The sequence below is a fragment of the Actinoplanes sp. G11-F43 genome (assembly GCF_050589265.1).
Classification (GTDB): Bacteria; Actinomycetota; Actinomycetes; order Mycobacteriales; family Micromonosporaceae; genus Actinoplanes.
In genome coordinates, this window is the sequence record NZ_JBNZCE010000018.1 from 65,118 (window position 1) to 90,386 (window position 25,269).

A 25,269-nucleotide genomic window follows, 5' to 3' on the forward strand; every position below is an offset into this window, starting at 1 on the left:
CTGTGCCGTGGAAATCGGCACCACGACGGCCCAGTTGAGGAACGGGTGTATTCCGGTCACATCACGGCCGGTCGTTAAAGTCACCGGGTGATCTCCACGACCAGGGGCCGGATCATCCTGCTCAACGGCGCGTCCAGCTCCGGCAAGACCAGCATCGGCCGGGAACTGCTGCCGCTGCTGGCCGATCCGTGGTTCCTCATCCCGGTGGACGCGCTCGGCGAGATGCGCTCCACCGTGCATACCCGCGTGCTCGACGACGCGGAGATCGGCGCGACGCTGACCCGCACGAGGATCGGCTACCACCGGATGGTGGCCGGCCTGGCGTCGGCCGGCAACCACGTGATCATGGACTACCCGCTGAGTGAGGACTGGCGTCTGGAAGACCTGGTCAAGACCCTTTCCGGGTACGACGTGACGGTCGTCGAAGTCCGCTGCTCCCCCACCGAGCTGGCCCGCCGGGAGAAGGCTCGCGGCGACCGGCCGATCGGCCTGGCCAACTCCCAGACCAGGGTGTACGCCCACGACACCCACGACATCGCCGTCGACACCACCCACCGCAGCCCCGCGGAGTGCGCTCGGGACATCGTCCGGGCCCTGGACACGCTGCCCACGCCGAAGGCGTTCGCCCGGTTCAGCGCGCCGACCACCGCTCCCGGGTGATCTCGTAGCGGACGCCGCCCTGCTCGGCGCCCTCGATCGACGCCATGTCCGGCGGGGTCTCCAGGGTGCCGGACAGCGTCATCCCGAGCTTCTCCATCACCTTGCGGGAACCCTCGTTCACGGTCATCGTCTCGGCCCACACCGTGTGCACGCCGAGCTGCGTGAACGCCTTGGCCAGCAGCGCCCGCGAACCCTCGGTGGCATACCCCTTGCCCCACGCCGCCCGGCGCAGCCGGTAGCCGAGCTCGGCCTCCTCCAGCGGGCCGTCCCGCTCCGGGCGCAGGATGAACCAGCCGACGAACGCACCGGTGTCCTTCTCCTCGGCGGCGAACACACCGAAGTCGCCGTGCCACTTCTCGTAGCCGCGCAGCACGGCCGGCAGGACACGCTGATGCACGTCCTCCGCCGAGGTCGGCTCACCACCGGACAGGAAGCGCATGACCTCCGGGTCACTGTCCAGCTCGATCAGCAGATCAGCGTCGCCGTCGGTGAAACGGCGCAGGGTCAGGCGGTCGGTGTCCAGGTAGGTACTCATCAGCGCATGATGATCCACCCGTACGAAATCGGCCATCGATTTTCGGTTTCGGCTCGGTCAGTCCCACCAGAACCGCCACAACGGCGTGTTGACCAGGCCCTCGGCGTACCGGGTGAGCGGGCCGGTGCCCTGCCACACGTTGTCCGGGCAGAAGGCGAAATGTTCGGCGGCCACCGGCAGGGCCTCGGCCACGGTGGTGGGCGGGGCGGCCACACTCAGGTAGAGGTCGGCGGACCCGGCGCCGATCACCCGTACCCCGAAACGGTCCTCCCAGGTGCGCAGCACCGCCGACAGTCTGACCGTCTCGGTGTAGTTGGTGGCCCCGTCCCAGCCGGCGATCGCCAGGGCGTCGGCGCCACGATCCGCCGCGACCAGGCCCAGACGCAGGGCGGGCTGGTGGCGCAGCAGCTCGGCGACGCAGGCGACGGCCCGCCGGTCCGGGTCGGTGACCGGCTTCCGGGTGGGTGCCAGACCGGGCCAATCGCGGCCGTACGGGGCGGTCACCGCCAGCCGTTCCGCCGGCGTCAGCATGTCCTCCTCGTCGTCACCGGCGGTGTACCAGCCCCACCATCCGGCCATCAGCGCGGCGGCGTCGTGGGAATCCGGTGACGTGCCGGCAGGCCACAACTCGCCGTCGTCCCAGGGGCGGCTGGGCTCGCCCCGCATGCTCTCCAGGAGCAGGGGCCACCGATCCCCGGTACGCAGCGCGTCCCACAGCTCCGCGGTGGCCGGGCCGTCGCTGACCCAGATCGCCGGCACGTCGGACTCGCCCTCATCCGCGAAAACCACCTTGCCGGGCGGCAGCGGGACGGTCGGATCAGACATCCGGCGAGCATAGGGCCTATGTCTTTAGTTAGAGGCGGGATCCGACCGACGACTGACGCGGAGACGGGCCGCGATCCCTACGGTGGAATCCATGGCCGACGAGTCCAGCACCGACACCATCCTGCGATCCGCCCGTCACCTCGCCGCGGAGAGCAGCGCGGCGACCGGCAGCGACCATCTGCTGACCGCGCTGGTCCTGCATTCGGAGCCGGTCAAGGAGCTGCTCGACGCGTTCGACGTCACCCCCACCGTGGCCGCCCACGTGTTCCGGCAGGGGGTGCCCACCCGGCACACCGCGCCGGACGTGCCGTTCGACTCCTCCGCCACCGACCTGGCCCTGCTCGCCGCACTGATCCACGACGACCGCTCGCACGCCGCGTCGCTGCTCGCCGAGTGTGGTGTCGACGCGGCCGAGGTGCGGGCGGCGATCGCCTCCGGTCACCTGCCGCGCCGCCCAGACCCGATCAAACCGGCGCTACGTGAGTGCCGTGACCGGCTGCTCGGGCGACGGGCGTTCCCGGGCTTCCGGTTCCGGGCGTTCGGCATCATCCCGATCAAGTTCAACTACGCACCGGCGCCGCTGATGTGGGCCCGATGGGAGGCCGACCTGATCGCCAAGGGCCAGTGGCGCCGCACCCGCACCGACGACGTGCTGGTCACCATGCTCGGCACGTTCGAGGTGGCCGCGGCGTATCCGCACCTGATCGGCCCCGACCCGGAGGTCTACGCCGGCACCCGCCGCCTGCTGTCCGCCGGCCTGGACCACGATCAGGCGTCCGCCCTGTCCACCGCCGCCGACCTGGGCACCGACGCGATCCGCCCGTCCCGCCTGCTGTCCAACCCGAACCGCGAGCCCCGCCACACCACCCACCTGCTCGACATGTTGCACCGCAACGCCGACACCCGCTCAGCCCGCCTGCTGTCCCTGGCGCTCCCCGCCGGCTGGTGACCGCACTCCCCTCCATCCTCCACAAAACGGACTGGGCGGCGCGGCACACCCTTCGAATAGGCGCGTTGTATCCAGCGCACCGACCTTCTGAGCTTTCAGCCCCACCCAGCCCGAGCTCTTGGCGGATTTACCACCGTCCCGAGCCTCCTCCTTGACAGCTGAGCCGCTCGCCGTCGATTCCCCGCGCGAGCGTCCGCCTCCGCACCCCTCCCCGGCTGATCTCGGCCGATTTACGATCGTTTCGAGACTTCCTCGATCGACAACCGGATCGCGGCCAATTCCCCGGCATGAGTGTCCGCTTCTTGCCCTGCTCCGCGCTGATATTGGATGATTTACCACCGTTTCGAGACCTCTGCGAGTTCCGTGCCGCGTCCCGGTCAATCCCTCGCCCGAGTGTCCACCTTCCGGCTCCACCCTGGCCGATCTTGGTGGATTTACCACCGTTTCCGGTGGTAAATCCACCAAGATCGGCGCTGAGCGGGTCGCCTACACGAGGCATTGACCGCAAGTGATCAGGCGGCCGAGAAAAAGGCCCTTTCCAATGGCAAATTTCCCAAGATCACAGCTGGGCGAGTCCCCCCCGCTGGTAATTGACCGCAAGTGATCAGGGAGCAAAGAGCAAAACACTTCCTGGGTGGTAAATCCGCCAAGAGCTCAGCCAGTCGGATCGCCCCGGCGAGGGATTGACCGGAACACGGCACGGAGCCGGAACAGAAGGCTCGAAACGATGGCAATTCCACCAGAGTCGGCCAGGAAGTAAACACTGACGCAGGCCATTGACACGAGCGGGCCCGCAACCGAGCAGGAGGCCCGCGCCAGCGACAAAGGACCACGCTCCAGCTGTACGGTCGGCTTTCTGTCCACGTGCCGCACTCCGGCCCCAATCGAACCGTAAAGGGCCACACAATCCGGCACCACTACGTGCCGCACTCCGGCCCGAATCGAACCGTAAAGGGCCACACAATGCGGCACCACGACTACGTGCCGCACTCCGGCCCGAATCGAACCGTAAAGGGCCACACAATCCGGCACCACGACTACGTGCCGCGGTCCGGCCCGGATCGAACCGTAAGGAGCCACACAATCCGGCACCACGACCGCGTGCCGCGGTCCGGCCCGGATCGAACCGTAAGGAGCCACACAATGCGGCACCGCGACTGCGTGCCGCGGTTCGGTCCGGATCGGACCGTAAGGGGGCACACAATCCGGCACCACGACTGCGTGCCGCGGTGCGGCCCGGATCGGACCGTAAGGGGGCACACGATTGGGTGCCGGGAGGCGGGACGGCCGGTGGTGTGCCGGGGTCAGGTCTGTGCGGTGATTCGGCGCATCTCCTCCACCGCTGCCGCTACCGCGGGGCCCGGGGACCGGGGATGGTCGCGGACGTGTTCGAAGCCCAGGAGGGCCTCGCCGACGTCACCCCGCGCCAGGGCCAGCCGGGCCAGGTCCAGGCGGATGGCGGCTCGGGTCCGGTCGTCGGACGCCGTGCGGTGCAGGGCCTGCTGCAGGTCGTCCCAGGCGGCCTCGTAGTCGCCTCGCTCATAGTGCAGACGGCCCAAGGCGTGCAGGTTCTCCGCCTGGAAACGGGGGTCGATGACGTCGGCCAGTTCCTGCCGGACGGTGCGGAACAGCTCGTCGGGGCGTACCCCGGTGTCCATCTCCCGAATCGCCGCGAAGGCCCGGTCCGGCAGGTCCGCCCGCAGCCAGGCGCCCACCTCGGCCAGTGCCGCAACCGCGGTCACCTGGCCGCCACGGGCGGTGGCGAGCAGTTCCGCGGCGCGGGCCGCCATCTCCGGATCCTGGTCGGACGGCGACTCCGGGACCCGGTAGAGGCCGGTGTCCCGTTCATGGATCACGGTGCCGGCCAGTTCGGCGAGCGCCGTCCCGGTGGCCGCGAGGTCGAGGCCGGTCAGTTCGGCGACCTCGTCGGCGCGGACCGGGACACCGACGGCGGTGACCGCCCGGTGGACGTCCCGGTGCCACGGGTGCAACTCGGCCAGCAGCAGGTCCCGGACGACGGTCCAGTCCAGCGGTTGCCGCATCCAGTCGTGGACCCGGTCGGCCAGATCGGCCGCGGTGCCGCCGGTGGTGGCCACCACCCCGTCGAAGAGCTGCGCCAGCCGGGGCACCCCCTGGAAGTAGCCGCACAGCCGTTCCTGGGTGCGATGGTCCAGGGAGGCGAGGTGGCGACCTGGCAACCGGCGGGCGTACGCCTTGAAGTAGCGCAATGGCAGGCCGTCCACCTCGATGATGTCGGCGGGGTCGAGCCAGCGCCGGCCGGGGCGCGGGCGCGGCGGTGTCTCGGTGATCAGGATGGCGGTGGCGCGTCCGGCGGCCAGCTTGTCCTCCAGCGCCGGGTCCCGGAGGCGCCCGTCGGCGTCCAGCAGATGCCGCCCCGAGTCCAGGACGATGACCGGGTTGCGCAGGCCGGCAGCCGGGGTGGTGTCGTGGCGTACGTCCCGGATCCGCAGCAGCTGGAAGGTGTGCAGCACCCGGGTCACCAGCTCGGTCTTGCCGACGCCGGCCGGGCCGGTCACCACGATCACCCGCGGTTTCTGGCTCCATAGTGCCCGGCGCAGGCGGTCGCGGCTCTCGGTCCGGTCGAGAAAGGGCCGGGCGGCACGGCGCCGGCTTTCCGAGAACCAACCACCAACCGTCAGCCGGGGCATGCTGACACGGTACGCCGGGCGGTGTCCCTGATAGAAGGTCCGTCGTCCTTCGGCTCGCTTTCGGTGCCGGCTGATGTCCTGGAACGGACCGGGCGGGCGTTCCGGCGAGATGTCCCCTCGACGCCGGGGCGCCCGCCCGCCTCGGACCGGAAGGGAGCCCGCCCGCGTGAACGAAGGCGCCTCGATCAACGAACTGACCCCGGAGCGGCGGCTGCGCCGGCTCGAACTCACCGTCACCCGCCGCCTGGACGGCCTGTTGCACGGCTCGCACCTGGGGCTGCTGCCGGGGCTGGGCAGCGAACCGGCCGGCAACCGCGAGTACCGGCCCGGTGAGGACGAGGTGCGCCGGATGGACTGGGCGGTCACCGCCCGGACCACGGTGCCGCACGTGCGGACCGTCGACGCGGACCGGGAACTCGCCACCTGGGTGCTGGTGGACGCCAGTCCCAGCATGGACTTCGGTACCGCCGAGTTCGAGAAGCGGGAGCTGGCGATCGCCGCGGTGGCCGCCGTCGGGTTCCTCACCGCAGGCGCCGGCAACCGGCTCGGCGCACATCTGGCCGCCCCCGACGGAGTCCGCCGGTTTCCCGCGCGCGGTGGGCGTACCCACTTGATGGGTTTGTTGCGGGCCTTGCTCGCCGCGCCGCGCGCCACCCCGGCCACCGCACCGGTCGCGCTCGCCGACGCGATCAACGGGCTGGCCGGCGCCGTACCGCGAAGGGGTCTGGCGGTGGTCGTCTCGGACTTCCTGGACGGCCTCGACCAGGACGGGCTCGGACCGGCCGCCCCGGCCTGGGAGCATCCGCTGCGCCGGCTCGCCGCCCGGCATCAGGTGCTGGCGGTGCAGGTCGGCGATCCGCGCGAGGAGGATCTGCCGGACGTCGGGCTGCTCGCACTGATCGATCCGGAGTCCGGCCGCCGTCGCGAGGTGGCGACAACCACAAAACTTCGCTTGCGGTACGCCGAAGCAGCTCGACGCCAGCAGTCCACGGTGAGCGCCGCGATCCGCCGTTCCGGGGCCTCTCACCTGCGGTTACGCACCGACCGGGACTGGGTGGCCGACATCGTGCGGCACGTGTTCGCCCAGCGGCGGCTGGCCCGGACCGCGGGTGGCGGACGGCCCGGCGGGCGCGGATAGTCGACAGATGCGCCTGCTCGTGGTGGAGGACGAAGAGGACCTGGCCGAGGGTCTGCGGGTCGGGCTGACCCGCAGCGGATACGCCGTGGACGTGACCGGCGACACCGCCGGTGCGCGGGAACTGTTGACGGTCAACACGTACGACCTGGTGTTGCTGGACATCAACCTGCCGGACGGCGACGGGTTCGGCCTGTGCCGGGCGCTGCGCGACGGCAGCCTGGAGACGCCCGGCGACGTCGGCGTCCGGGTGCTGATGCTGACCGCCCGCGGCAATCTCGCCGACCGGGTCCGCGGCCTGGACGGCGGCGCCGACGACTACCTGGTGAAACCGTTCCACTTGGCCGAGCTGCTGGCCCGCATCCGGGCGCTGCTGCGCCGGGACACCGGCGGCGGCACCGCGGTCCTGACCGTCGGTGAGGTGGTCGCCGACACGGCGAGGTTCACCGCTGCGGTCGGCGGCGCCCCGCTGGCGCTGACCCCGAAGGAGTTCGGCGTCCTGGAGTACCTGATGCGCCGCCCCGGCCACGTGGTGTCCAGCGAGGAGCTGCTGGAGCACGTGTGGGACGCCAACGCCGACCCGTTCACCCAGACGGTCCGTGTGACGGTCGGCACGCTGCGCCGCAAACTCGGCGATGGCCTGGTGGAGACGGTCGTCGGCCGCGGATACCGGCTGCGCGAGGCGGTGTGAGAGCCGGCGGGCCTGTTTCCGGCGTGGATTTCGCGGTTCACTGGAGAGATGAGCCTGCGGCGCCGCGACATGATCCTCATGGTGGTGGCCGCCCTCGCCGTGGCCGCGGCCCTCGTCCTCATCCAGCTGCCCCTGCCCGATCCGGCGAGCGGCGACGTCACCGGGCGGATCGCCGTGCTCAACTGCCCGTTCGGGTCACCCACCGATCTGTGAGTAGCCTGTGGCCGTTCTGGGCACAGGAGCCGGGTGGATCGGATCCGAATCTCCTCACCCCCGCCTGACGCCCGTGAGCTGCGCCAGTGGACGCTGACCAACACGACCGAGCTGCGGCAGCTCCGCGCGTCACTACAGCGCTCCTTGACCGAGGATCCGGAACTCACCACCGACGATCCGGAGGACATCGTGGACCGGATCATCCTGGTCGCCACCGAGCTGGCGACCAATGCGATCCGTCACGGTCTGCCACCCACCGAGATCCGATTGCTGTACGCCGGGGAAAGGCTCATCCTCGACGTCGCCGATCACGACCTGACCACGATCCCCGAGCTGGCCGACACCCGGCCGTTGGACGCGGGCGGTCGGGGGCTGCTGCTGGCGCGGTCGTTCTCGCTGGATGTGGGCTGGTACGCGACCCCCGACACCAAGCACATCTGGGCGAGCTTCCCCCTCCGGAGGTGAGCGCAACAATTTGCTGGTAGACAAATAACGTGTCGGACGACTACTTCACCATCAGCCCCACGCCGGTCGAGGCGGACCTCGCGGGCGTACGAACCTGCCGTGTCCTGCTCACCGGCGAGTTCGACATCGACACCCGCGACGAACTCACCACCCGGCTGCTGTCGCTGGTCTCCCCCACCGACGGCACGGCACCCGTGGACCGCATCGTCGTCGACCTGGCAGAGGTCCGCTTCATCGACTCGGAGGCCCTGGGCGGCATCATCGACGGCTACCAGGCCGCCGAACAGACCGGCATCGATTTCCGCATCACCAACCCGGCAGGCATAGTGAAACGCCTCTTCGAAATCATCGGCCTGGACCACCTCCTGGACCCCACCCCCACCTGACCCTCACCAGCCGCAGCCAATTTCCCCATATTTCCGACATAAAGTTATATTTAGGTGCGCCAGCAAAGCTATCATTCGGCACACCGCACAAAGACGCCCAAATCCGCGATGGGGAATTCACCACCGAACCGAGTCTTGCTCTCGACCGCCTGATCGTTCGCAGCCAAACCCGCAAGTGAGTCTTCTTCTCGGTGAAGGACCGGCCATTGCGCAAGCCCTCGGCCAGGCCACTGGACCCCGCCCCGGTGCGGGCACTCTGCCAGACGGCTGGACCCCGCCCCGGTTCGGGCACTCTGTGGCCGGTCGTGCGCATGCGCAGACGCCCTAGGCAGGTGGGGCATCACAGTCCTCCGGCCGTGTTCCCGCGCCGGCATCCGCGGTCGGACCAACACATACGAACCGCGAAAGTACGCGCCGGCCGGGTGCTGACGGCGAACGGTGAACGGTGATGGCGGACGGCTGACGGTGATGGCGAACGGCTGATGCCTGATGGCTGAGGGCTGAGGGCTGATGGCTGATGGCTGATGGCTGAGGGCTGATGGCTGATGGCTGAGGGCTGATGATCGAGTCGCCGGCCCGGCCACGACCACAGTCCGTCACTCGAATGCGGGATTGCCCGACAGGCCCACCCCACCAAGCCGAAGACTCAAGCGGGCGACCCGCCCAGCCGAGATCTTGGGGAATTTGCCACCGTTTCGAACCTTGTTCGCGGCTACCTGATCACTTGCGGCCAATCCCCCGCACGAGCGACCCGCCCAGCTGCGATCTTGGAGGATTTACCACCGGAAAAGGTGGTAAATCCTCCAAGATCGGCCAGGACGGAGGCAGGAAGTGGACATCCGCGCGGGGAATCGACGGCGAAAAGCCAAGCCGCTGAGAAAAAGGCGCATTTAAGCGGCAAATTAACCAGGCTGGGTGCACAGGCAACCCGGACACGCACACCCACCGGGAATTCGCAGAAAACGCCAGCGCCCGCCGACCGCTACCGGCGCCGACAACACCGTCACCACCGCGGCCGCCATGGAATCCCACCGCAACCGTCCACAACCGAAACCCGGACCGCTCCCCCGGCCCCGCGCCGGGTGTGTTGAGGCGACCGCGTGACAACTTCCGGCACGAAACAAACCACAAGACGGCACACACCAACGCCACGACCACCGCGTGACAACCTCCGGCACGAAACAAACCACAAAACGGCACACACCAACGCCACGACCACCGCGTGACGGCGGCTGCTTGATTGTTGACGGCGCGAAACCGGCCGGGAGATGGCACGACGCGAGTGCGGCGGGGATCAGCGGGGGACGACTGTCGGGGTCGGGGTGGTGTGGACCTGATTGCGGCCGGCGGCTTTGGCCGCGTACAGGGCCACGTCCGCTGCCTGGATCAAGGCGGTCATATCGGGAGTGCCGGGTGACTCGGTCACCCCCGCGCTCACCGTCACCGACAGCGGGGAGCCGCCGGGCGCCGGGTGCGGGGACGACGCGATCGCCCGGCGGATGGCGTCGATACGGGACACCGCCTCCGGCAGGGCACAATCGGTCAGGACCACCGCGAACTCCTCCCCACCGTAGCGGGCCACCAGATCCCCGGGACGGGCCACCGTGGACAGATGCTGGGCCACCCGGGTGAGGACCTCATCGCCCACCGTATGGCCGTACCCGTCGTTGATGCGCTTGAAGTGGTCGATGTCCAGGAGGGCGAAGCACAGGCTGCGGCGTTCGGCGAGCATCGTGGACAGGGCGGTCATCAGATGGCGGCGGTTGTGCAAACCGGTCAGATGATCACGGGCGGCCTGTTCGGCGAGGTCGCTGCGGAGTCGTTCGATGGTGGTGAGCTGGGCGCGCAGCCGGGCGTTGGCGGCCTCCAACGCCCGGGCCCGCCGGTTGTCCTCGGTCACGTCCCGGGCCACCAGGACCCAGGCGGGTGCCCGGCGGCGGCCGCCGGTGACGGCGCTGATCCGGATGCTGAGGTCGGTGCCCGTACCGGCGAGGTCGTTGATGGTGAATTCGCTGTTGCCGTCGGTGGGCAGTTCGCCGAACGCGCCGGGGAGGCGGCCGGATGCGCCGACGTGGGCGATCAGGGGCTGGGCGGCCGGGTTGTGGTCGAGGATGCGGCGTTCCGCGTCGACCACGATGACCAGGTCGGACATGATCCGGAACAGGTCGTGGTGGGAGACCGGGGCGGTGGTCGGGGACTGGTCGTGGCGGACCATCCAGTACATGACGGGGGCGCCGGCGGCGAGCCCGATCGCGGTCAGGTCGACCATGGTGCCGCCGGACAGCACGCCGACCAGGTTGACCAGCACGGACGGGAAGGTGGTGAGGACGGCCAGCAGGTAGCCGCGTTTGCGGTTGGTGGACCGGATGAAGATCCGGAACACGCGGACGCCGGCGATACCGAGCATGGCGTAGCAGTAGAGGGCGTGGACCCAGAAGAGCGGACCGAACACCGCCGCGTACGCCCCACCGACGCTCGTCGGTTTGATGTGGTCGATGAACAGCTGATGCCACGGGTTGGTGGCCAGTGCGACGGTGCACAGCACGGGTTCGATGGCCAGTAGCACCGCGGTCCGGGGGCGCAGTCGCCAGAACCGGTCGGCGAGTGCCCGGGAGGTCACCCACCAGCCGCCGACCAGGGTGAAGACTCCGGCGTACGTCAGGGAGATGGTCCAGGTGGCGGCGGTCGGGTCGGGCCAGAACAGGGTGACCATCGACATCGACGACCACCAGGTGGACCCGGCGGCGAGCACCGCGATGGGCGGGTATCCGGCGGCCTGGTCGCGGCGCCGCCAGGCGGACACCGTGACGGCCGCAGAGGTCGCCACGGCGACCGTGAAGACCGCCGCGATCACCAGCGTCGCTGTCATCACGCACCTCCCGAAAAACCACTCATCGGCGGTACGGCGACGGTCATGCGGACAGTCGCTGGAAACCGGTGTAGGTCACATCCGCGGCCAGGGCGGGGATGTCGGCGGCCGGGAGCGGGCGGGCGAACAGGAAGCCCTGGCCGCGTTCGGAGCCGAGGTTGACCAGTTCGCGGGCCTGCTGTTCGTCCTCGATGCCTTCGGCGACGGTGGTGAGGCGCAGGATCTGGGCGAGCCGGATCACCGCTTCGGCGATCGCGGAGCCTTCGGCCGTGCCGTCCAGCTGGGCCACGAACCCTCGGTCGATCTTGAGGATGTCGACCGGAAGGCGGGTGAGATATCGCAGCGACGAATAGCCGGTGCCGAAGTCGTCGATGGCGATCCGGACTCCGGCGGCGCGGATGGTGCGCAGGGCGGCGATCTCGACGGCCTCGTTGACCATCGCCGATTCGGTGACCTCGACGACCAGGTTGGCGGCGGGCAGGCCGGTCCGGTCCAGTGCGTCGAGGACCTCCCGGGCCAGGTGCGGCTCCTGCAGCTGGCGGGGTGACACGTTGACCGTCACCGACAGGTCGAGGCCGTCGGCGCGCCAGGCGGCCGCCTGCCGGCAGGCCTGCTCCAGCACCCAGCGGCCGATGGCGACGATCTCGCCGGAGCGTTCGGCGACCGGGATGAACCGGCCGGGTGACACGTCGCCGTGCAGCGGGTGGTGCCAGCGCAGCAGTGCCTCCACGGCCACCGTGCGGCGTGACGCCAGGTCGACGATCGGCTGGTAGAGGACGGTGAACTCGTCGCGGGCCAGGGCACCTTCGAGGGCTTCGGCCAGGGCCGCGTCGGCGGCGCGCCGGTCGTTCATGGCCGGCTCGTGCACCACGAAGGTGGCGGCGCCGGCCCGGCGGGCGTGGTTGAGGGCGATCTCGGCGTTGCGCAGCACGGTCCGGGCCGGTTCGTCGGTCCGGGCGACCGCCACCCCGATCGAGGCCCGGCCGGGCAAGGACGCGAGCAGCCGCTGGGCGACGGTGGTGGCCTCGGCTTCGACGGCGGCTTCGGTGAGCACGATGCCGAAGGTGCCGGTGCCGAGGCGGGCGACGAGGTCGTCGGCCCGTACGCAGGAACGCAGGACGTCGGCCACCGGACCGCCGGGCGGGACCGCGATGGCCAGCACCGCGAACGTCTCCCGGCCGCGGACCAGCCCGGCCAGGGTGTCCTTGAGGGCGAGCCGGCTGGCCAGGCCGGTCTCCAGGTCGCGGCTGGCGCGGGCCTGGGTGGACGACAGTTCCAGCCACTGCCGGGCGGCCACCGCCGCGATCATGATGCCGGTGGCCACGATCAGGCCGCTCCAGCGGACGAAGCCGGCGGTGGCCGCGATCACCCCGAGCAGCAGGGTCACCCCGGTGACCAGGGCACCGAGCGGGAGGTACGCCACCCAGCGCGGCGGCCCGGCGCGGCGGGCCCGGTCGGTGACGCTGCCGATGCCCGAGCTGGACATCAGCGGGGACAGGGTGAGCAGCACGTGGCCGAGGATCAGCAGGGTGCCGCCGCCCGGCCCGGCGGCGTGGGCGGCGCTCTCCGGCAGCCCGGCCACCCAGGCGGTGTCGGTGAGGATCGCCAGGACCATGCCGGCCACCAGCACCGAGATCGGGTCCCGCCAGTGGCTGATCATTCCGCGCAGCAGCATCGCGGCGATCGCCATGGCCAGCATCAGGTCGGCGAGCGGCAGCCCGGCCAGGATGATCCAGGCCCGGTCCGGGCCGCTGCTCCACAGCGCCGGATCGAGGCCCACACACCAGATGATCATGACGGCGGCGGCGCCGACGGCCACCATCTCGGCGACGAACGCCTGCCGGTGCGGGCCGCTCAGCCGGGCCAGCGGCCCGAGGACGGTGGACAGGCCGAGCAGGCCCATCCCGGTGACGTGCGCGGTCGCGGCGGCCCACCACACCCAGTGCGGCATGCCGGCCGACCAGACCAGGAAGATCGCCGCGTTGACCGCCCCGAGCCCGCGGGCCACCACGGCGACCCGGCAGGACAGCCGGTTCAGGCCCAGCCGGGCCACCCGCAGCAGGTAGACCACACCGAGGGTGTCCACCACGATCAGCGAGACGCCGAGCACCACCGGGTACCAGCCGGGCCGGATCCAGCCGACGGTCTGGGCCAGCACGATCGCGGCGAGCAGGGCCGGGACGGCACGAGGGACCGCTCCGGATCCCGTACCGCCACCGCGTCTCATGTCCGCACTGTCGGTCCGATCACAGCGAAGCTGAGAGAACCCGCTCCTCGTCGAAGCCGGGCAGCAGATCCCCGGTCCGGCCCCGGATGAGCAGGGCGGCGACCACCGCGGCCGCCAGCATCGCGATCGCGGTGGTGAGGAACACCGCGGCGTACCCGTCGGTGAGGGCGGCGGGGGTGCTCCCGCCCGCCGAGGCACCCGTGTAGACCGCGGTGAGCACCGACAGGCCGATCGAGCCGCCGATCTGCATCGCCGAGTTCACCGCCGCCGACGCCACCCCGGCGTCATGGGCGGCCACGCCGGCCAGGGCCAGATTCTGCGCCACCGAGAACAGCATCGACAGGCCCACACCGAGCAGGATCAGCGACGGCAGGATCTCGGTGGCGAACCCGCCGTCCGGCGTGATCCGGGTCAGCAGCAGCAGGGCCACCGCCGCCACCGCCGGACCGGCGATCATCAGGCGGCGCGGGCCGATCACCGGGAGGTACTTCGCGAAGACCGGGGTGAGCACCAGGATCACCACCGTCATCACCACGTTCGCCAGGCCGGCCACCAGCGGCGACATGCCCATCACCAGCTGCAGGTGGAAGGTCAGGTAGAGGGTGCCGCCGATCATCAGGGTGCCGATTAGCGCCTGGATCACGAACGCCGCGCCGCGCACCCGGTGCGCCAGCACCCGCAACGGCAGCAGCGGGTGCGAGGAACGGGACTGGAGCCGGGCGAAGAGCGCCAGCAGCACCAGGCCGGCCGCGATGAACAGCACCGTGTCCCACTCGGCCCAGCCGTGTTCGGCCAGGCTGAACCCGTACACCAGAAGACCCAGACCGGCGCTGACGGTGACCGTGCCGCGGATGTCGTAACGGTTGTCGCCCTCGGCCCTCGACTCGCGCAGGAACAGCAGGCCCCCGAGCACACCCAGCGCGCAGAACACGATGTTGACCAGCAGGCACCAGCGCCAGCTGACGAACTCGGTCAGAGCCCCGCCGAGCACCAGGCCGACCGCCGCGCCACTGCCGGCCAGGGTGCCGAACACCGCGAAGGCCAGGTTCCGGTCCCGGCCGGAGGGGAACGTCACGGTCAGCAGCGCCAGCGCGGCCGGGGCCAGCAGCGCGGCGAACAGGCCCTGCAGCCCGCGGGCCAGGATCAGATCGAAACCAGTCTGCGCCAGGCCGCCGTACGTCGAGGCAAGCCCGAAACCGATCATGCCGGTCAGGAACGCGCGCTTGCGGCCCCAGAAGTCGGCGACGCGCCCACCGATCAGCAACAGGGCGCCGAAGACCAGCGCGTACGCCGTGACCACCCACTGCCGGGCACCGTCGGACAGACCCAGCTCGGCCTGTGCGCGGGGCAGCGCGATGCTGACGATCGTGCCGTCCAGCACGACCACCAGCTGGGTCATCGAGATGACGGCGAGCGCCCACCATCGGGAATCACGCAACGGAGACCTCCGGACCTGAAGATGAAGACGAGTCCTGGAGGTTTCCAGCCCCGGACCGCGTGAGATCTCACGCAGGCCACCCCGAGCCGGACGGCTGAGCAGACGGCCATCGTAACCGACCGTCGACACCCCGGAGTGGCGCGATGCCCGTCACATTCGCCCTAAATCCAAAGATCGCGCAGTTCCCGGCGATAGTTTTTCTGTCGGAAGATCGCTCGAGAATTGAGAGAGAAAGCTACTTCGTGTCACCGCAGCAACTCGTCACCGCCACTGATCCGTTCGCCGTCGTCGCCATCGGTCTGGCGCTCTGCGCCGTCGCCGCCACCCTGCTGCGCCGCAAGGTCAAGCCCGCCGTGGAGCTGACCTGCCGGGCCCTGGTGTCCCGGCTGCGCCCGCACCTGCCGGCGCCGGTGCGCCGCCTGGCCCGCCGGTGCCGGGACAAGGTGGAGGCCACCACCGCACGCTCGGTGCTGGTGACCGGGGTGGCCGCCGGGATCGCCGTGGCCGCTGCGCAGACGCTGCACCTGCCCGGCCCGGTGCTGGCCGCGATCTCGGCGACGCTGTCGGTGCAGATGAGTTCACACGCCTCGCTGCGGGAGGGCTCCAAGCGGCTGATCGGCACGGTCGCCGGGATCGCCGTCACCCTGGCGGTGTGGAGCGCGTTCGGCATCAGCCCCTGGTCGATCGCGGTGATCGCGGCCGCCGGTCTGGCCGCGGGCCGCCTGCTGCGCCTCGGTGACAGCTCGGCCACCGTGCCACTGACGTCGATGGGCATCCTGGTCGGCGGCTCGATGATCACCGAGTCGTTCGTGTGGGAGCGGGTCGAGGCCACCGTCCTCGGCATCGTGGTCGGCGTGATCCTGTCCCCGCTGGTCGGCGGGATGACCCCGATGGAGCGCGCCCAGATCAAGCTGGCCCACCTGTCCGGCGAGATCAGCCGCCTGCTCGGCGCGCTGGGCGCCGGGGTGCAGGGCGGGTACACCCGCGAGCAGGCCGAGCAGTGGCTGGCCCGGTCCCGGGAGCTGGACGAGGACCTGGCCGGCGCGGTCACCGCGGTGGACGAGCTGGCCGGGCACGCCCGCTGGTCGCTGACCACCTCGATGACCCGGGTCAACCCGCTCGAACAGACCCTGCGCGCACTGGAGCACGGGGTCCAGCAGGTCAACTCGGTGGCCCGGTCGATGTTCGACGCGGTCGCCAACCCGGGCACCCCGGCGGTGCCGGCCGCGATCGGTCAGGTGCTCACCGCCGCCTCGGACGCGTTCGCCGCGCACGGCACCCTGGTCGCCGAACGCGGGGCCGCCGCCGGCCCGGACACCGGCAACCTGTACGACCAGCTCAGCTCGCTGCGGGAGGCCCGGCAGCGGACCGTGCGGACCATGCGCCGCGAGGTCGAGGACACCGGCGTGCTGGTGCTGACCGGCTCGATCATCACCGACATCGACCGGATGGCCGGGTCGCTGGAGCGGTCCGCGCCGGCCCTGACCGTCGGGGTGCGCGAGCCGGGGCCGGGCATCCCCGCGGTGTCCGAGGTGCTGCCGGCCGTCCGGCTGGCCTGGGAGAAGGCGGTCGCCGGACGGCTCTGACCGCCACCGGGGCTGTACGGACCTGTACGGATGTCTCGCGCGGGTCTTCCGGCACGATTCCGGGAGCCACTGCAATGGGCCCATGCGACTCACCGTCCGGGTGTCCGGTGAACCCCATCAGGTCGACTTCCCGGCCCACCAGCCCAGCGCCGTCACGCTGACCGGCCGGTATTTCGCCGACGGCGGCGAACGGGTGCTGAAGATCCTGAAGGTCGCCGATCTGCGGGCCGCCCTGCACGGCCGGATCCGGGAGCCGGCCCGGCTGGCCCTGCTGCGCCGGCTGCCGCTGGCCGACCGCCCGTTCGCCCCGACCCGCAGCCGCCACCAGCGCATCGCCGCCTTCCACGACCAGACCCGCCCGTGGCTTCGCGACCTGGATCCGGTGCGCTGCCGGGCCCTGCTCGCCCGGGCCGTACCGGAGCTGCCCACCACCCGCCGCGACGAGCTGATCGACACCCATCTCAAGATCCCCGGACTGCTCCAGCTCGCCCCGGACGTGTCCCGGGTGATCACCGTGGACCTTCCGGAGCTGGGGCCGTCCGGGGTGCCCGCGCTGTGCCAGAGCGCGATCACCGGCTGGGCCTACCGGCTGCCGCTCGGCACCCGCTGCCACACCGACCAGGACTTCACCTTCCTGCTGCTGCTGGCGACGGCGCGTCGGCTGGCCGAGGTGCACGCGGTGGGTCTCAACCTGCGATTCCGGTACGACGGCCGCGGCCACTGCCTGGTGTTCCCCACCGTGCGCACCGCCCCGCACGGGCCCGGACTGGCGATCGTGGACTTCGTCCGCTGGGCCACCCCGGTCGGCGGGGTCACCGAGCGGGCCGCGTTCCGGCTCGGCTACGGCAGCGGCGGGATCGTCCGGCGCCTCACCCGTACGCTGCTCGATCGCACCGGAACCTCGCCGTGACCGCCATCGACGACCACCGCATCGTGCACGCCGCGCTGCGCCCGCAGCCCGGCGACCGGATCCTCTGCCTGGCCCAGCCCGCCCACCTGGCGGCCGGCCTGCGACGGCATCGGCCGTCGGAACTCGTGGTGGTCCGGCCGGCGCTGCTGTTCCCGACGCTGCGCGCGGACGGCCCCGGGTTCGACTGCCTGATGCTTGCCGACGCGGTGGACCGGATCCCGCGGCGGCAGGTGTTCGCGCTGCTGGTCGAGGTGGCGGCGGCGACCCGCCCGTACGGCCGGATCCTGCTCTGGTCCCGCTGCCGCCGGTTGTGGCCGCTGCGCCGGCTGCCGCGCGTCCTGGTCGCCCTGCCCGCGCTGCAACGGCGGCTGCGGCGCGAGGCGCGCTGGGGTTTCCTGCTGGACGTGCTGGTCCTGCGGCACCGGGGGTTCGGCTGTCCGCCAGTCCTGGAGCGGAGGTGACTCTGATGCGGATCGAATCCCGGGAGGAGTTCGCCGCGGCCCTGACCAGCCTGCGGGAACGCTCCGGCCGTACCGTTCGTGATGTGGCCCGGCTGTCCGGGATCGCGGCCAGCACCCTCGGCGGCTACTTCAGCGGACGCCATCTGCCACCGCTGAAACCGGCCGGCACGATGGCCCGGCTGCTGGCCGCGTGCGGCGTCGACGACCCGGCCGAGGTGGCCGCCTGGACCGAGGCGCTGCACCGGGTGCGCCGAATCCCCGGACCGCGGCCGGCCGGCGACCCGGTGCCGTACCAGGGGCTGGCCAGTTTTCAGCCGGAGGACGCCGACCGGTTCCACGGCCGGGAGGATCTCACCGCCACCCTGCTGGACCGGATCGCCAAGGACGACGGGCCGTGGCCGCTGATCGTGGTCGGGGCGTCCGGGTCGGGCAAGAGTTCGCTGCTGCGGGCCGGGGTGGTGGCGGCGCTGCGGGCCGACGGCGTGCCGGTGCGCCTGATCACCCCCGGCCCGGATCCACTGGACCGTCTGGGTGGGCGTACCGCCGACGAGATCTTGATCGTCGACCAGTTCGAGGAGCTGTTCACCCTGCACGACGATCCGGCGCCGGTGGTCCGGCGGCTCACCGGCCGGGTGCTGATCGGGCTGCGCGCCGACTTCTACCAGGAGGCGCTGCGGGTGCCGGAGCTGGCCGCCGCCCTCGCCTCCGGCGGCCAGGTGATCGTCGCGCCGATGTCCCCCGACGGCCTGCGCCGGGCCATCGTCGAACCGGCCCGCCACCACCGGGTGGACGTCGAGGAGGGCTTCGCCGAACTGCTGCTGCGCGACCTGGCCCCGGGCGAGGCCGGCTCGCTGCCCCTGCTGTCGCACGTGCTGCTGGCCACCTGGGAACTCGGCCGGGGCCGCCGCCTCACCGTCGCCGACTACCGGGCCAGCGGCGGGCTGCGCGGCGCGGTCGCCCGCACCGCCGACACCCTCTACGACTCGCTCGACCCGGACGAGCAGACCGCCGCCCGGCAGCTGTTCCTGAGCCTGGTGCGGGTCTCCGACACCGGCCCGGACACCCGCCGGCAGGCCCCGGTCGCCGAGGTGGAACGGGCCGCCGTGCTGGACAAGTTCGTCGAACGCCGGCTGATCACCGTGGAGCAGGACACCGTCGGGCTCAGTCACGAGGCGCTGCTGCACGCCTGGCCCCGCCTGCACGAGTGGATCGAGGCGGACCGGGCCGGGCTGGCCACCGCCCGCCGGCTGGCCGAGGCCGCCGAGATCTGGGACCGGGAGGAACGCGACCCGGCCGCGCTCTACCAGGGCGCCCGCCTGGCCGCCGCCCGCGATCTGCTGGCCGCCGGCGGGCATCCCGGCACCGGGCCGCTGGCCGCCGAGTTCGTCCGGGCCGGGCTCAAACGCGAACGCGGCCGCACCGTACGGCTCTACCAGTCCCTCGCCCTGCTGCTGGTGCTGCTGATCGTGGCGGTGGTCGCCGGAGTGGTCGCGGTGCAGCAGCGGCAGACCGCCGAGACCGAACGCAACCTGGCCATCTCCCGGCTGGTCGCCACCCGCGCCGACCGGGTCCGGGAGACCGACCCGGCCCTCGCGGCCCAGCTCAGCCTGGCCGCGCAGCGCATCGGCGACACCGCCGAGGCGCGGGCCAGCCTGATCGACGCGTCCGCGTCCGTGCCGGTCACCCGGATGCTCGGCGGCGCCGGAGTGATGCAGTCGGTCAGCCACCACGCCGGCCGGAACCTGGTCGCGGCCGGCAACGCGGACACCACGGTCCGGCTCTGGGACCTGGCCGACCCGTCGTCGCCGCGGGCGGTGGCCACCCTGCCCGGCGGCGGAGACGTCGTCTACAGCACCGCGCTCAGCCCGTCCGGCACGCTGCTCGCGGCCGGCAACGGCGACGGCACGGTACGGGTGTGGGACATCGCCGACCCGGTCGCGCCCCGTGAGGTGGCCACCCTGACCGGGCCGGAGGCGCTCGTCTACACGGTGGCGTTCAGCCCCGACGGCCGCACCCTCGCCGCCGGAAGCGGGGACCGCAGCGTGCGCCTCTACGACACCGCGACCTGGCGGCCCGGCCCGTCCGCCACCGGGCTGCCCGATCTGGTGCAGGCGGTCACGTTCCGGCCGGACGGCGCCGAGATCGCGGCCGGGCTCGCCGACGGCACGGTCCGGCTCTTCAGGTCTGCCGATCTCACCGTGGAGAAGCGGGCCCTGACCGGCCCGGACCGCAAGGTGTTCGCGGTGGCGTACAGCCCCGACGGGCAGGTGATCGCGGCCGGCAGCGGAGACCACCACGTCTACCGGTGGAAAACCGACGGCAGCCCGGCCGGTACCCCGCTCAGCGGCGTCGACAGCTGGGTCAACTCGGTCGCCTTCGGCGGGGACCTGCTCGCCTTCGCCAGCTCCGACGGCACCGCCCAGGTCTGGGACCTCACCCGCGACGTGGTCATCGCCCGGCTGCCGCACCCCGGCCCGGTCACCGGCGTCACCTTCGCCGGCGACCGCCTGCTGACCAGCGCCGCCGACGGGGTGGTGCGGGCCTGGCGGATCCCCGGGCCGATCCTCACCGGACTCCCGGCGGTGATCAACGGGGTGGCGTTCAGCCCGGACGACGGTCTGCTCGCGGTCGCCGGCGGAGACGTGACCATTTTCGACGTACGGGCCCGGTCCCGCACCGGAGCACCCCTCCCCGCACGGGGTGCCGCCGCCGGGGCGGTCGGATTCAGCCCCGACGGGCGGGTGCTCGCCGTCGGCCACGGCGACGGGACCATCGAGCTGTACGACCCGTCGACCCGCAAGCCGTACGGCCCACCGGTCCCCGGGCACGGCCTGCTCGTCGAATCGCTGGCGTTCAGCCCCGACGGCCGGGTCCTGGCCACCGCCGGCGACGACAACACCGTCCGGCTGTGGGACGTCAGCGACCCGTCCAACCCGGTGCAACGGTCCACGGCGGTGACCTTCCGGGCGTACGCCTACGTGGTCCGGTTCAGCCCCGACGGCACCCTGCTCGCCGCCGGCAGCGTCGACAAGACCGCCCGGATCGTCGACGTCCGCGACCCCGGCAACCCGGTGACCCTCGGCGGCGAACTGCGCGGCCCCGACCACTACGTGATGTCGCTGGCCTTCCACCCCAACAGCCGCATCCTGGCGATGGGCAACGGCGACCACACCGCCCGCCTGTACGACCTCACCGACCCGGCCGCCCCGCGCCGCGTCGGGCCCGTCCTGGAGGGACCCGCCAACTATGTGTACGCCCTGGCGTTCACCCCCGACGGCGGCACCCTGGCGGCCGCGGTCACCGACGGCACCCTGTGGTTCTGGAACACCCGGGCCCCGGCCCGCCCGGCCCTGATCTCCACCCAGGTGGTGCCGTCGAAGGCGCTCTACACGGTGGCGTTCGCCGCCGACGGCCGCACGGTGGCGGCGGCCGGCCGGGAGGCCACGGTCTGGCTGTGGAACACCGACCCCACCACGGTCGCCACCGACATCTGCGCCACCACCGGCGATCCCCTCACCCGCGCCGAATGGACCCGGTATGTCCCCTCCCTCCCGTACCAGCCACCCTGCTGACGTAGGAGAACGTCATGGACGCCACCCGAGCCACCCTGGCCGCCGCCGTGGTCGCGGCTGTGGCCGCCGTCACCAGCGCGGTCCTCAGCCAGCCCTACTTCCAGCAGAAGTTCATCGAACCCCACTTCTGCGACCGCACGTTCGAGCTGCGGGTCCCGGTCACCGGCCAGTCCATCGAAGGCCGCACCGGTGTCGTGATGACCGGGCGCACCTGCGGTTTCGAACCCGGCGAGCACCACGGCTGGATCTTCGACTTCGACCCGGAGGACGGCACCTACTACTCGGTCAGCGCGGAACCCATCGAGAGCCGGGAGTGGGCCCTGGTCAACGGCCCGATCGGCAACCGCGGCGACAACCGGAAACGCTACGCCCTGGTGGTCTTCGCGGCCGACGCCACCTGCAACCGGACCCTGCTCGACATGATCCGCCAGGGCGACGGCGAGACCAGCTTCACCCGGGTCCCCGCCGGCTGCCGCGAGGACGACCGGCGCGACATCATCGTCACGTACCCCCGCTGACCGCCACGGATTCGGAGGGCACATGGACAACAGCACCAGCTTCTGGCTCGGTCTCGGCCTGGCGATCCCGATCGGCATCGGCGTGAACCTGATGACGCCGTACCTGCAGAACGCCGTCGGCCGGCACAGCGCCGTCCTGCGCCGGCGGATGGCGGTCAGGGTGGAGCGTGACCGGGCGCTGGCCGAGCTGGTCTCCCAGGATCCGCAGGCCATGACGCTGCGCGGGATGATGTCGATCATGGATGCGCTTCAGTACGCGTTCACGGCCACCGCCCTGTTCACCGCGACGCTGGTGTTCATCTGGCTGGCCGACGTCGCGGACATGGCGTTCACCGTGGCCGCGATCGTCGCCGCGCTCGTGGGGCTGATCCAGCTCGTCCGGATGCTGAATCACATCCGGCGTGTTCGCCGGATCGGAAACCAGGTCAATGTGCGCAACGGCTGGCCGGTGTGGGACGGCGATCCGCGGGACCTCCCGAAACTCGAGGACTGAGACGGCGTCGGCCATCGCCCGGGGTCTCATGGGTGACCCCGGCTATCCGCGCGGGTCGCTGAGGCGGGCGCTGGCCGCCACCGTCTCCTCCGTCTCGGTGCGGCGGCGGGATTCGTAGGCGGTGAAGGCGGTCTCCGGGGTGTCGTGGTCGCGCAGTGCGGCGGCCAGCGCCACCGCGTCCTCCAACGCCATCGAGGCGCCCTGGGCCGCCGCCGGGACCGCGGCGTGTGCGGCGTCGCCGGCCAGCACCAGGTGGGTGTCGTGCCAGTGCGGGGTGGTCGGGATGTCGTAGGAGTCGCCGCCCACCACGGTCGTGGATCCGGCGATCAAGGCCCGGACCGGGGTGCCGTCGTCGCCGCACGCCTCGGACGCCAGGTCACGCCATTGTCGCGGGGTGAGGCCGGCGGCCGGGCGGTCACCCCGCAGGCGGGCGAACCACCAGGTGCGGCCGTCGTCGCCGGGGGCGGTCAGGCCGAAGAAGGCCCGGCTGCCGCGGATCATGTGGTACTCGTCGGGGGTGAGACCGGCCGGGTTGCCGGGGGTGTAGCCGTACACCACATGCTGTCCGCTGTAGCGCGGCTCCGGTGCGCCCGGGTCGATCAGCCGCCGGGTCCGGGAGTGGATGCCGTCCGCGCCGACCAGCAGCCGCCCGCTCGCCCGGCCGCCGTCGGCGAACTCGGCGGTCACCCCGCCCGGGCCCCGGGTGACGCCGGTCAGCCGCCGGCCGTGATGCACCCGGATGCCCCGGGCCGCGGCCAGATCCTGCAGGGCGCGGTAGAGCGCGGCCCGGGTGAGCGAACGCGCCGGGCCCTCGATCGGGCGGTGCCCTAACCGTTCACCCCGGTGGTCGAGCAGCGACACCGACCGGGCCGGGAACGACACCGCCTCCACCGCCCCGGCCGCGCCGAATCCGGCCAGCGCGAGCATGCCGTTGCGCATCACGGTCAGGAACGCGCCGCCGTCGGCACCCCCGGCCGGGTGTGCCTCGTACACCTCGGCGGTGATTCCGGCGTCGAGAAGGGCGAGGGCGGTGGCGGTGCCGGCGACGCCGCCCCCGGCGATGATCACTTCCGGTACGGCCATGCCCAGCAATCTACAGTGGGTGGATGGCGCGGCGGATCTTCTATGGACTGGCGGTGCTCGGGGCGGTCGTGCCGTACGCGGCGCTGGCGGTGTTCGTCAGCCGGCACGGCCTGGACCCGGCCGAGTTGGTGCGGCAGGCGTTCGGGTCGCCGGGCGCTGTCTTCTTCGCCCTGGACGTGCTGGCCGGCGGGGTGGTGGTGCTGGCCGGCATGGCGATCGACACACGGCCTGTGCGAGCGCGCTGGGCGGTGGTGGCCGCAACCCTGCTCGTCGGGCCGAGTTGCGGCCTGCCACTGTGGCTGGCGCTGCGGCGGTAACCCTACTTGCCGCGCACCCGGCCCATCCGGTCGATGGCGTCCTGGTGGACGTGCAGGCCGGCGCCGAGTTCGAGGATCTGGTCGCGGGTCAGTGGCACGTCGACCTGGATGGTGGCGTAGACCAGCGGGGACACCGCGATGATCAGCTGGGTGGTCGCGCCGATCCGGTGCAGGACGGCCGGTTTGCCGTCGACGGTCACGGTGTCGCCGGCCAGTTCGCCGCGGTACTCCTTCTGCTCCAGGTAGATGCCGATCTTTCCGCTGAGCATCTCCGGGTCGTACATCGGGTGCTTCGACGGGTCGATGCCGGACGGCCGGACCTTGACCGAGTCGGGGGCGATGGTGAGGCCGCCCCGGTCGTCGTTCTGGACGAAGTATCCCTCCGGCACCTTGTCGATGGTGAAGTACCGGGGCTGTTCTCCGTGGTAGTCCACCAGGCGCAGGACCGCGGCGCTGGTCGCGGCCGACGGCGTGGACGGCGACGGGACGCCACCGCCGCCGAACGTCGCCGCGGCGGCCAGCGCGGCCACGGTGAAGGCCGAACCGGCCGCGACCTGGACGGTCCGGCGGCGGCGCACCGCGCGGTGTCCGCGGGCCACGTCGGCGGTGATCGTTTCGTCGGAGGCGGCGGTGATCGGGCCGCCGAAGCGGGACAGGCGGGTGTGCAGGTCGTTCATCGGGTCACTCCAGGGTTGAGATCGACGTGGTTGAGATCGGCACGGTTGAGATCGGCGCGGTTGAGATCGCCGAGCGGGGTGGCGGGCTGTCCGAGGGCGGCGCGCAGCTTCTCCAGGGCGCGGGCGGTCTGGCTCTTGACCGTGCCCGGCGAGCAGCCGAGGGCCAGGGCGGTGTCGGCGACGTCCATGTCGTGGACGAAGCGGAACACCACCGCCGCCCGCATCCGTGGTGGCAGTTCGCCGAGGGCGCGGGCGAGTTCCGGATCGCCGTCGCCGTCGGTCGCGCCGGGGCTCTCCGGCACGTCGGCGACCGGGCGTTCGAACCGGCGCCAGATCCGCCGTCGCTCGTCCATCAGGGCGTTGAACAGGGCCCTTCTGACGTACGCGTTCGGGCTGGCGGCCTGCCGGAACGCCGGCCAGGAGACGTACAACTTGGTCAGCGCCGTCTGGACCAGGTCCTCGGCCAGGTGGTTGTCGCCCGCGGTGAGCAGCCGCGCGGTGTGCAGCATGAGGCCGCGCCGCTCGGCCACGAAGGCGGCGAACTGCCGGTCGCGCTCGGCTCTCTCCGAGCTCCTGTCTGATGTCACGTC

At 71.6% G+C, this 25,269-nt stretch carries 23 protein-coding genes; 14 read left to right on the top strand and 9 right to left on the bottom strand.

The features are described 5' to 3' along the window. Positions 1-87 precede the first annotated feature (87 nt). On the top strand, positions 88-660 hold the full coding sequence (locus ACQ0O7_RS22220; protein ID WP_430784081.1) for a chloramphenicol phosphotransferase CPT family protein: 573 nt from the start codon (positions 88-90) through the stop codon (positions 658-660). Here ACQ0O7_RS22220 and ACQ0O7_RS22225 read toward each other — a convergent pair. Both ACQ0O7_RS22225 and ACQ0O7_RS22230 read right to left on the bottom strand, forming a co-directional pair. Beyond that, positions 632-1,195, bottom strand: a complete 564-nt coding sequence (locus ACQ0O7_RS22225; protein WP_430784082.1) for a GNAT family N-acetyltransferase — start codon at positions 1,193-1,195, stop codon at positions 632-634. The two genes, ACQ0O7_RS22220 and ACQ0O7_RS22225, sit on opposite strands and share 29 nt — an antisense overlap. Positions 1,196-1,252: 57 nt before the next feature. Beyond that, positions 1,253-2,020 carry a DUF4253 domain-containing protein gene (locus ACQ0O7_RS22230; RefSeq protein ID WP_430784083.1) on the bottom strand — a complete coding sequence of 256 codons (768 nt, stop codon included), beginning with the start codon at positions 2,018-2,020 and terminating at the stop codon, positions 1,253-1,255. Positions 2,021-2,111: 91 nt separating this feature from the next. Between ACQ0O7_RS22230 and ACQ0O7_RS22235 the strand changes: the two genes are divergently transcribed. Next, a complete protein-coding gene (locus tag ACQ0O7_RS22235; protein WP_430784084.1) occupies positions 2,112-2,969 on the top strand; it encodes a Clp protease N-terminal domain-containing protein in 858 nt (285 codons plus the stop codon). Between the two features lie 1,304 nt (positions 2,970-4,273). On the opposite strand, the gene ACQ0O7_RS22240 is transcribed toward ACQ0O7_RS22235, so the two are convergent. Then, entirely contained in the window at positions 4,274-5,638 is a 1,365-nt protein-coding gene (locus ACQ0O7_RS22240) for a hypothetical protein (RefSeq protein WP_430784085.1), read from the bottom strand. 166 nt (positions 5,639-5,804) lie between these two features. On the opposite strand from ACQ0O7_RS22240, the gene ACQ0O7_RS22245 reads away from it, so the two are divergent. From ACQ0O7_RS22245 to ACQ0O7_RS22265, 5 genes are read left to right on the top strand one after another with little or no spacing between them, the layout of a single operon-like run. After that, positions 5,805-6,776: a DUF58 domain-containing protein gene (locus ACQ0O7_RS22245; RefSeq protein WP_430784086.1), complete on the top strand. Its 972-nt coding sequence runs from the start codon at positions 5,805-5,807 to the stop codon at positions 6,774-6,776. A 7-nt stretch (positions 6,777-6,783) separates the two neighbouring features. Further along, positions 6,784-7,464: a response regulator transcription factor gene (locus tag ACQ0O7_RS22250; protein ID WP_430784087.1), complete on the top strand. Its 681-nt coding sequence runs from the start codon at positions 6,784-6,786 to the stop codon at positions 7,462-7,464. Between the two features lie 48 nt (positions 7,465-7,512). Next, positions 7,513-7,677 carry a hypothetical protein gene (locus ACQ0O7_RS22255; protein ID WP_430784088.1) on the top strand — a complete coding sequence of 55 codons (165 nt, stop codon included), beginning with the start codon at positions 7,513-7,515 and terminating at the stop codon, positions 7,675-7,677. A gap of 33 nt (positions 7,678-7,710) precedes the next feature. Further along, positions 7,711-8,142 carry an ATP-binding protein gene (locus ACQ0O7_RS22260; RefSeq protein WP_430784089.1) on the top strand — a complete coding sequence of 144 codons (432 nt, stop codon included), beginning with the start codon at positions 7,711-7,713 and terminating at the stop codon, positions 8,140-8,142. A 29-nt stretch (positions 8,143-8,171) separates the two neighbouring features. Then, positions 8,172-8,528, top strand: coding sequence for an STAS domain-containing protein (locus ACQ0O7_RS22265; protein ID WP_430784090.1), 357 nt, complete (start codon positions 8,172-8,174; stop codon positions 8,526-8,528). A gap of 1,294 nt (positions 8,529-9,822) precedes the next feature. On the opposite strand, the gene ACQ0O7_RS22270 is transcribed toward ACQ0O7_RS22265, so the two are convergent. From ACQ0O7_RS22270 to ACQ0O7_RS22280, 3 genes are read right to left on the bottom strand one after another with little or no spacing between them, the layout of a single operon-like run. Beyond that, positions 9,823-11,397 carry a histidine kinase N-terminal 7TM domain-containing diguanylate cyclase gene (locus tag ACQ0O7_RS22270; RefSeq protein WP_430784091.1) on the bottom strand — a complete coding sequence of 525 codons (1,575 nt, stop codon included), beginning with the start codon at positions 11,395-11,397 and terminating at the stop codon, positions 9,823-9,825. Between the two features lie 43 nt (positions 11,398-11,440). Then, positions 11,441-13,624 (bottom strand): putative bifunctional diguanylate cyclase/phosphodiesterase, encoded by a 2,184-nt coding sequence (locus tag ACQ0O7_RS22275; protein WP_430784092.1) that lies wholly within the window; start codon positions 13,622-13,624, stop codon positions 11,441-11,443. Positions 13,625-13,643: 19 nt separating this feature from the next. Next, positions 13,644-15,062, bottom strand: coding sequence for an MFS transporter (locus ACQ0O7_RS22280; protein ID WP_430784093.1), 1,419 nt, complete (start codon positions 15,060-15,062; stop codon positions 13,644-13,646). A 242-nt stretch (positions 15,063-15,304) separates the two neighbouring features. Between ACQ0O7_RS22280 and ACQ0O7_RS22285 the strand changes: the two genes are divergently transcribed. From ACQ0O7_RS22285 to ACQ0O7_RS22310, 6 genes are all read left to right on the top strand, one after another. Beyond that, positions 15,305-16,648: an aromatic acid exporter family protein gene (locus tag ACQ0O7_RS22285; RefSeq protein ID WP_430784094.1), complete on the top strand. Its 1,344-nt coding sequence runs from the start codon at positions 15,305-15,307 to the stop codon at positions 16,646-16,648. An 82-nt stretch (positions 16,649-16,730) separates the two neighbouring features. Continuing rightward, positions 16,731-17,558, top strand: a complete 828-nt coding sequence (locus ACQ0O7_RS22290; RefSeq protein WP_430784095.1) for a hypothetical protein — start codon at positions 16,731-16,733, stop codon at positions 17,556-17,558. After that, positions 17,555-18,019 (top strand): hypothetical protein, encoded by a 465-nt coding sequence (locus tag ACQ0O7_RS22295; RefSeq protein ID WP_430784096.1) that lies wholly within the window; start codon positions 17,555-17,557, stop codon positions 18,017-18,019. Before ACQ0O7_RS22290 ends, ACQ0O7_RS22295 begins: the two co-directional genes overlap by 4 nt. A 5-nt stretch (positions 18,020-18,024) precedes the next feature. After that, on the top strand, positions 18,025-21,591 hold the full coding sequence (locus ACQ0O7_RS22300) for a helix-turn-helix domain-containing protein (protein WP_430784097.1): 3,567 nt from the start codon (positions 18,025-18,027) through the stop codon (positions 21,589-21,591). 14 nt (positions 21,592-21,605) lie between these two features. Continuing rightward, entirely contained in the window at positions 21,606-22,109 is a 504-nt protein-coding gene (locus tag ACQ0O7_RS22305) for a hypothetical protein (RefSeq protein ID WP_430784098.1), read from the top strand. 22 nt (positions 22,110-22,131) lie between these two features. Continuing rightward, positions 22,132-22,602: a hypothetical protein gene (locus tag ACQ0O7_RS22310; RefSeq protein WP_430784099.1), complete on the top strand. Its 471-nt coding sequence runs from the start codon at positions 22,132-22,134 to the stop codon at positions 22,600-22,602. Between the two features lie 42 nt (positions 22,603-22,644). Here the strand turns inward: ACQ0O7_RS22310 and ACQ0O7_RS22315 are convergent, their stop codons facing one another. Beyond that, complete coding sequence (locus ACQ0O7_RS22315) at positions 22,645-23,685, bottom strand: FAD-dependent monooxygenase (protein ID WP_430784100.1); 1,041 nt, start codon at positions 23,683-23,685, stop codon at positions 22,645-22,647. Positions 23,686-23,708: 23 nt separating this feature from the next. Between ACQ0O7_RS22315 and ACQ0O7_RS22320 the strand changes: the two genes are divergently transcribed. Then, complete coding sequence (locus tag ACQ0O7_RS22320; RefSeq protein WP_430784101.1) at positions 23,709-24,002, top strand: DUF2834 domain-containing protein; 294 nt, start codon at positions 23,709-23,711, stop codon at positions 24,000-24,002. Between the two features lie 2 nt (positions 24,003-24,004). On the opposite strand, the gene ACQ0O7_RS22325 is transcribed toward ACQ0O7_RS22320, so the two are convergent. Both ACQ0O7_RS22325 and ACQ0O7_RS22330 read right to left on the bottom strand, forming a co-directional pair. After that, entirely contained in the window at positions 24,005-24,679 is a 675-nt protein-coding gene (locus ACQ0O7_RS22325; RefSeq protein ID WP_430784102.1) for a hypothetical protein, read from the bottom strand. Further along, positions 24,676-25,266 (bottom strand): SigE family RNA polymerase sigma factor, encoded by a 591-nt coding sequence (locus ACQ0O7_RS22330; RefSeq protein WP_430784103.1) that lies wholly within the window; start codon positions 25,264-25,266, stop codon positions 24,676-24,678. The genes ACQ0O7_RS22325 and ACQ0O7_RS22330 overlap by 4 nt, the downstream gene beginning before the upstream one ends. Positions 25,267-25,269 lie beyond the last annotated feature (3 nt).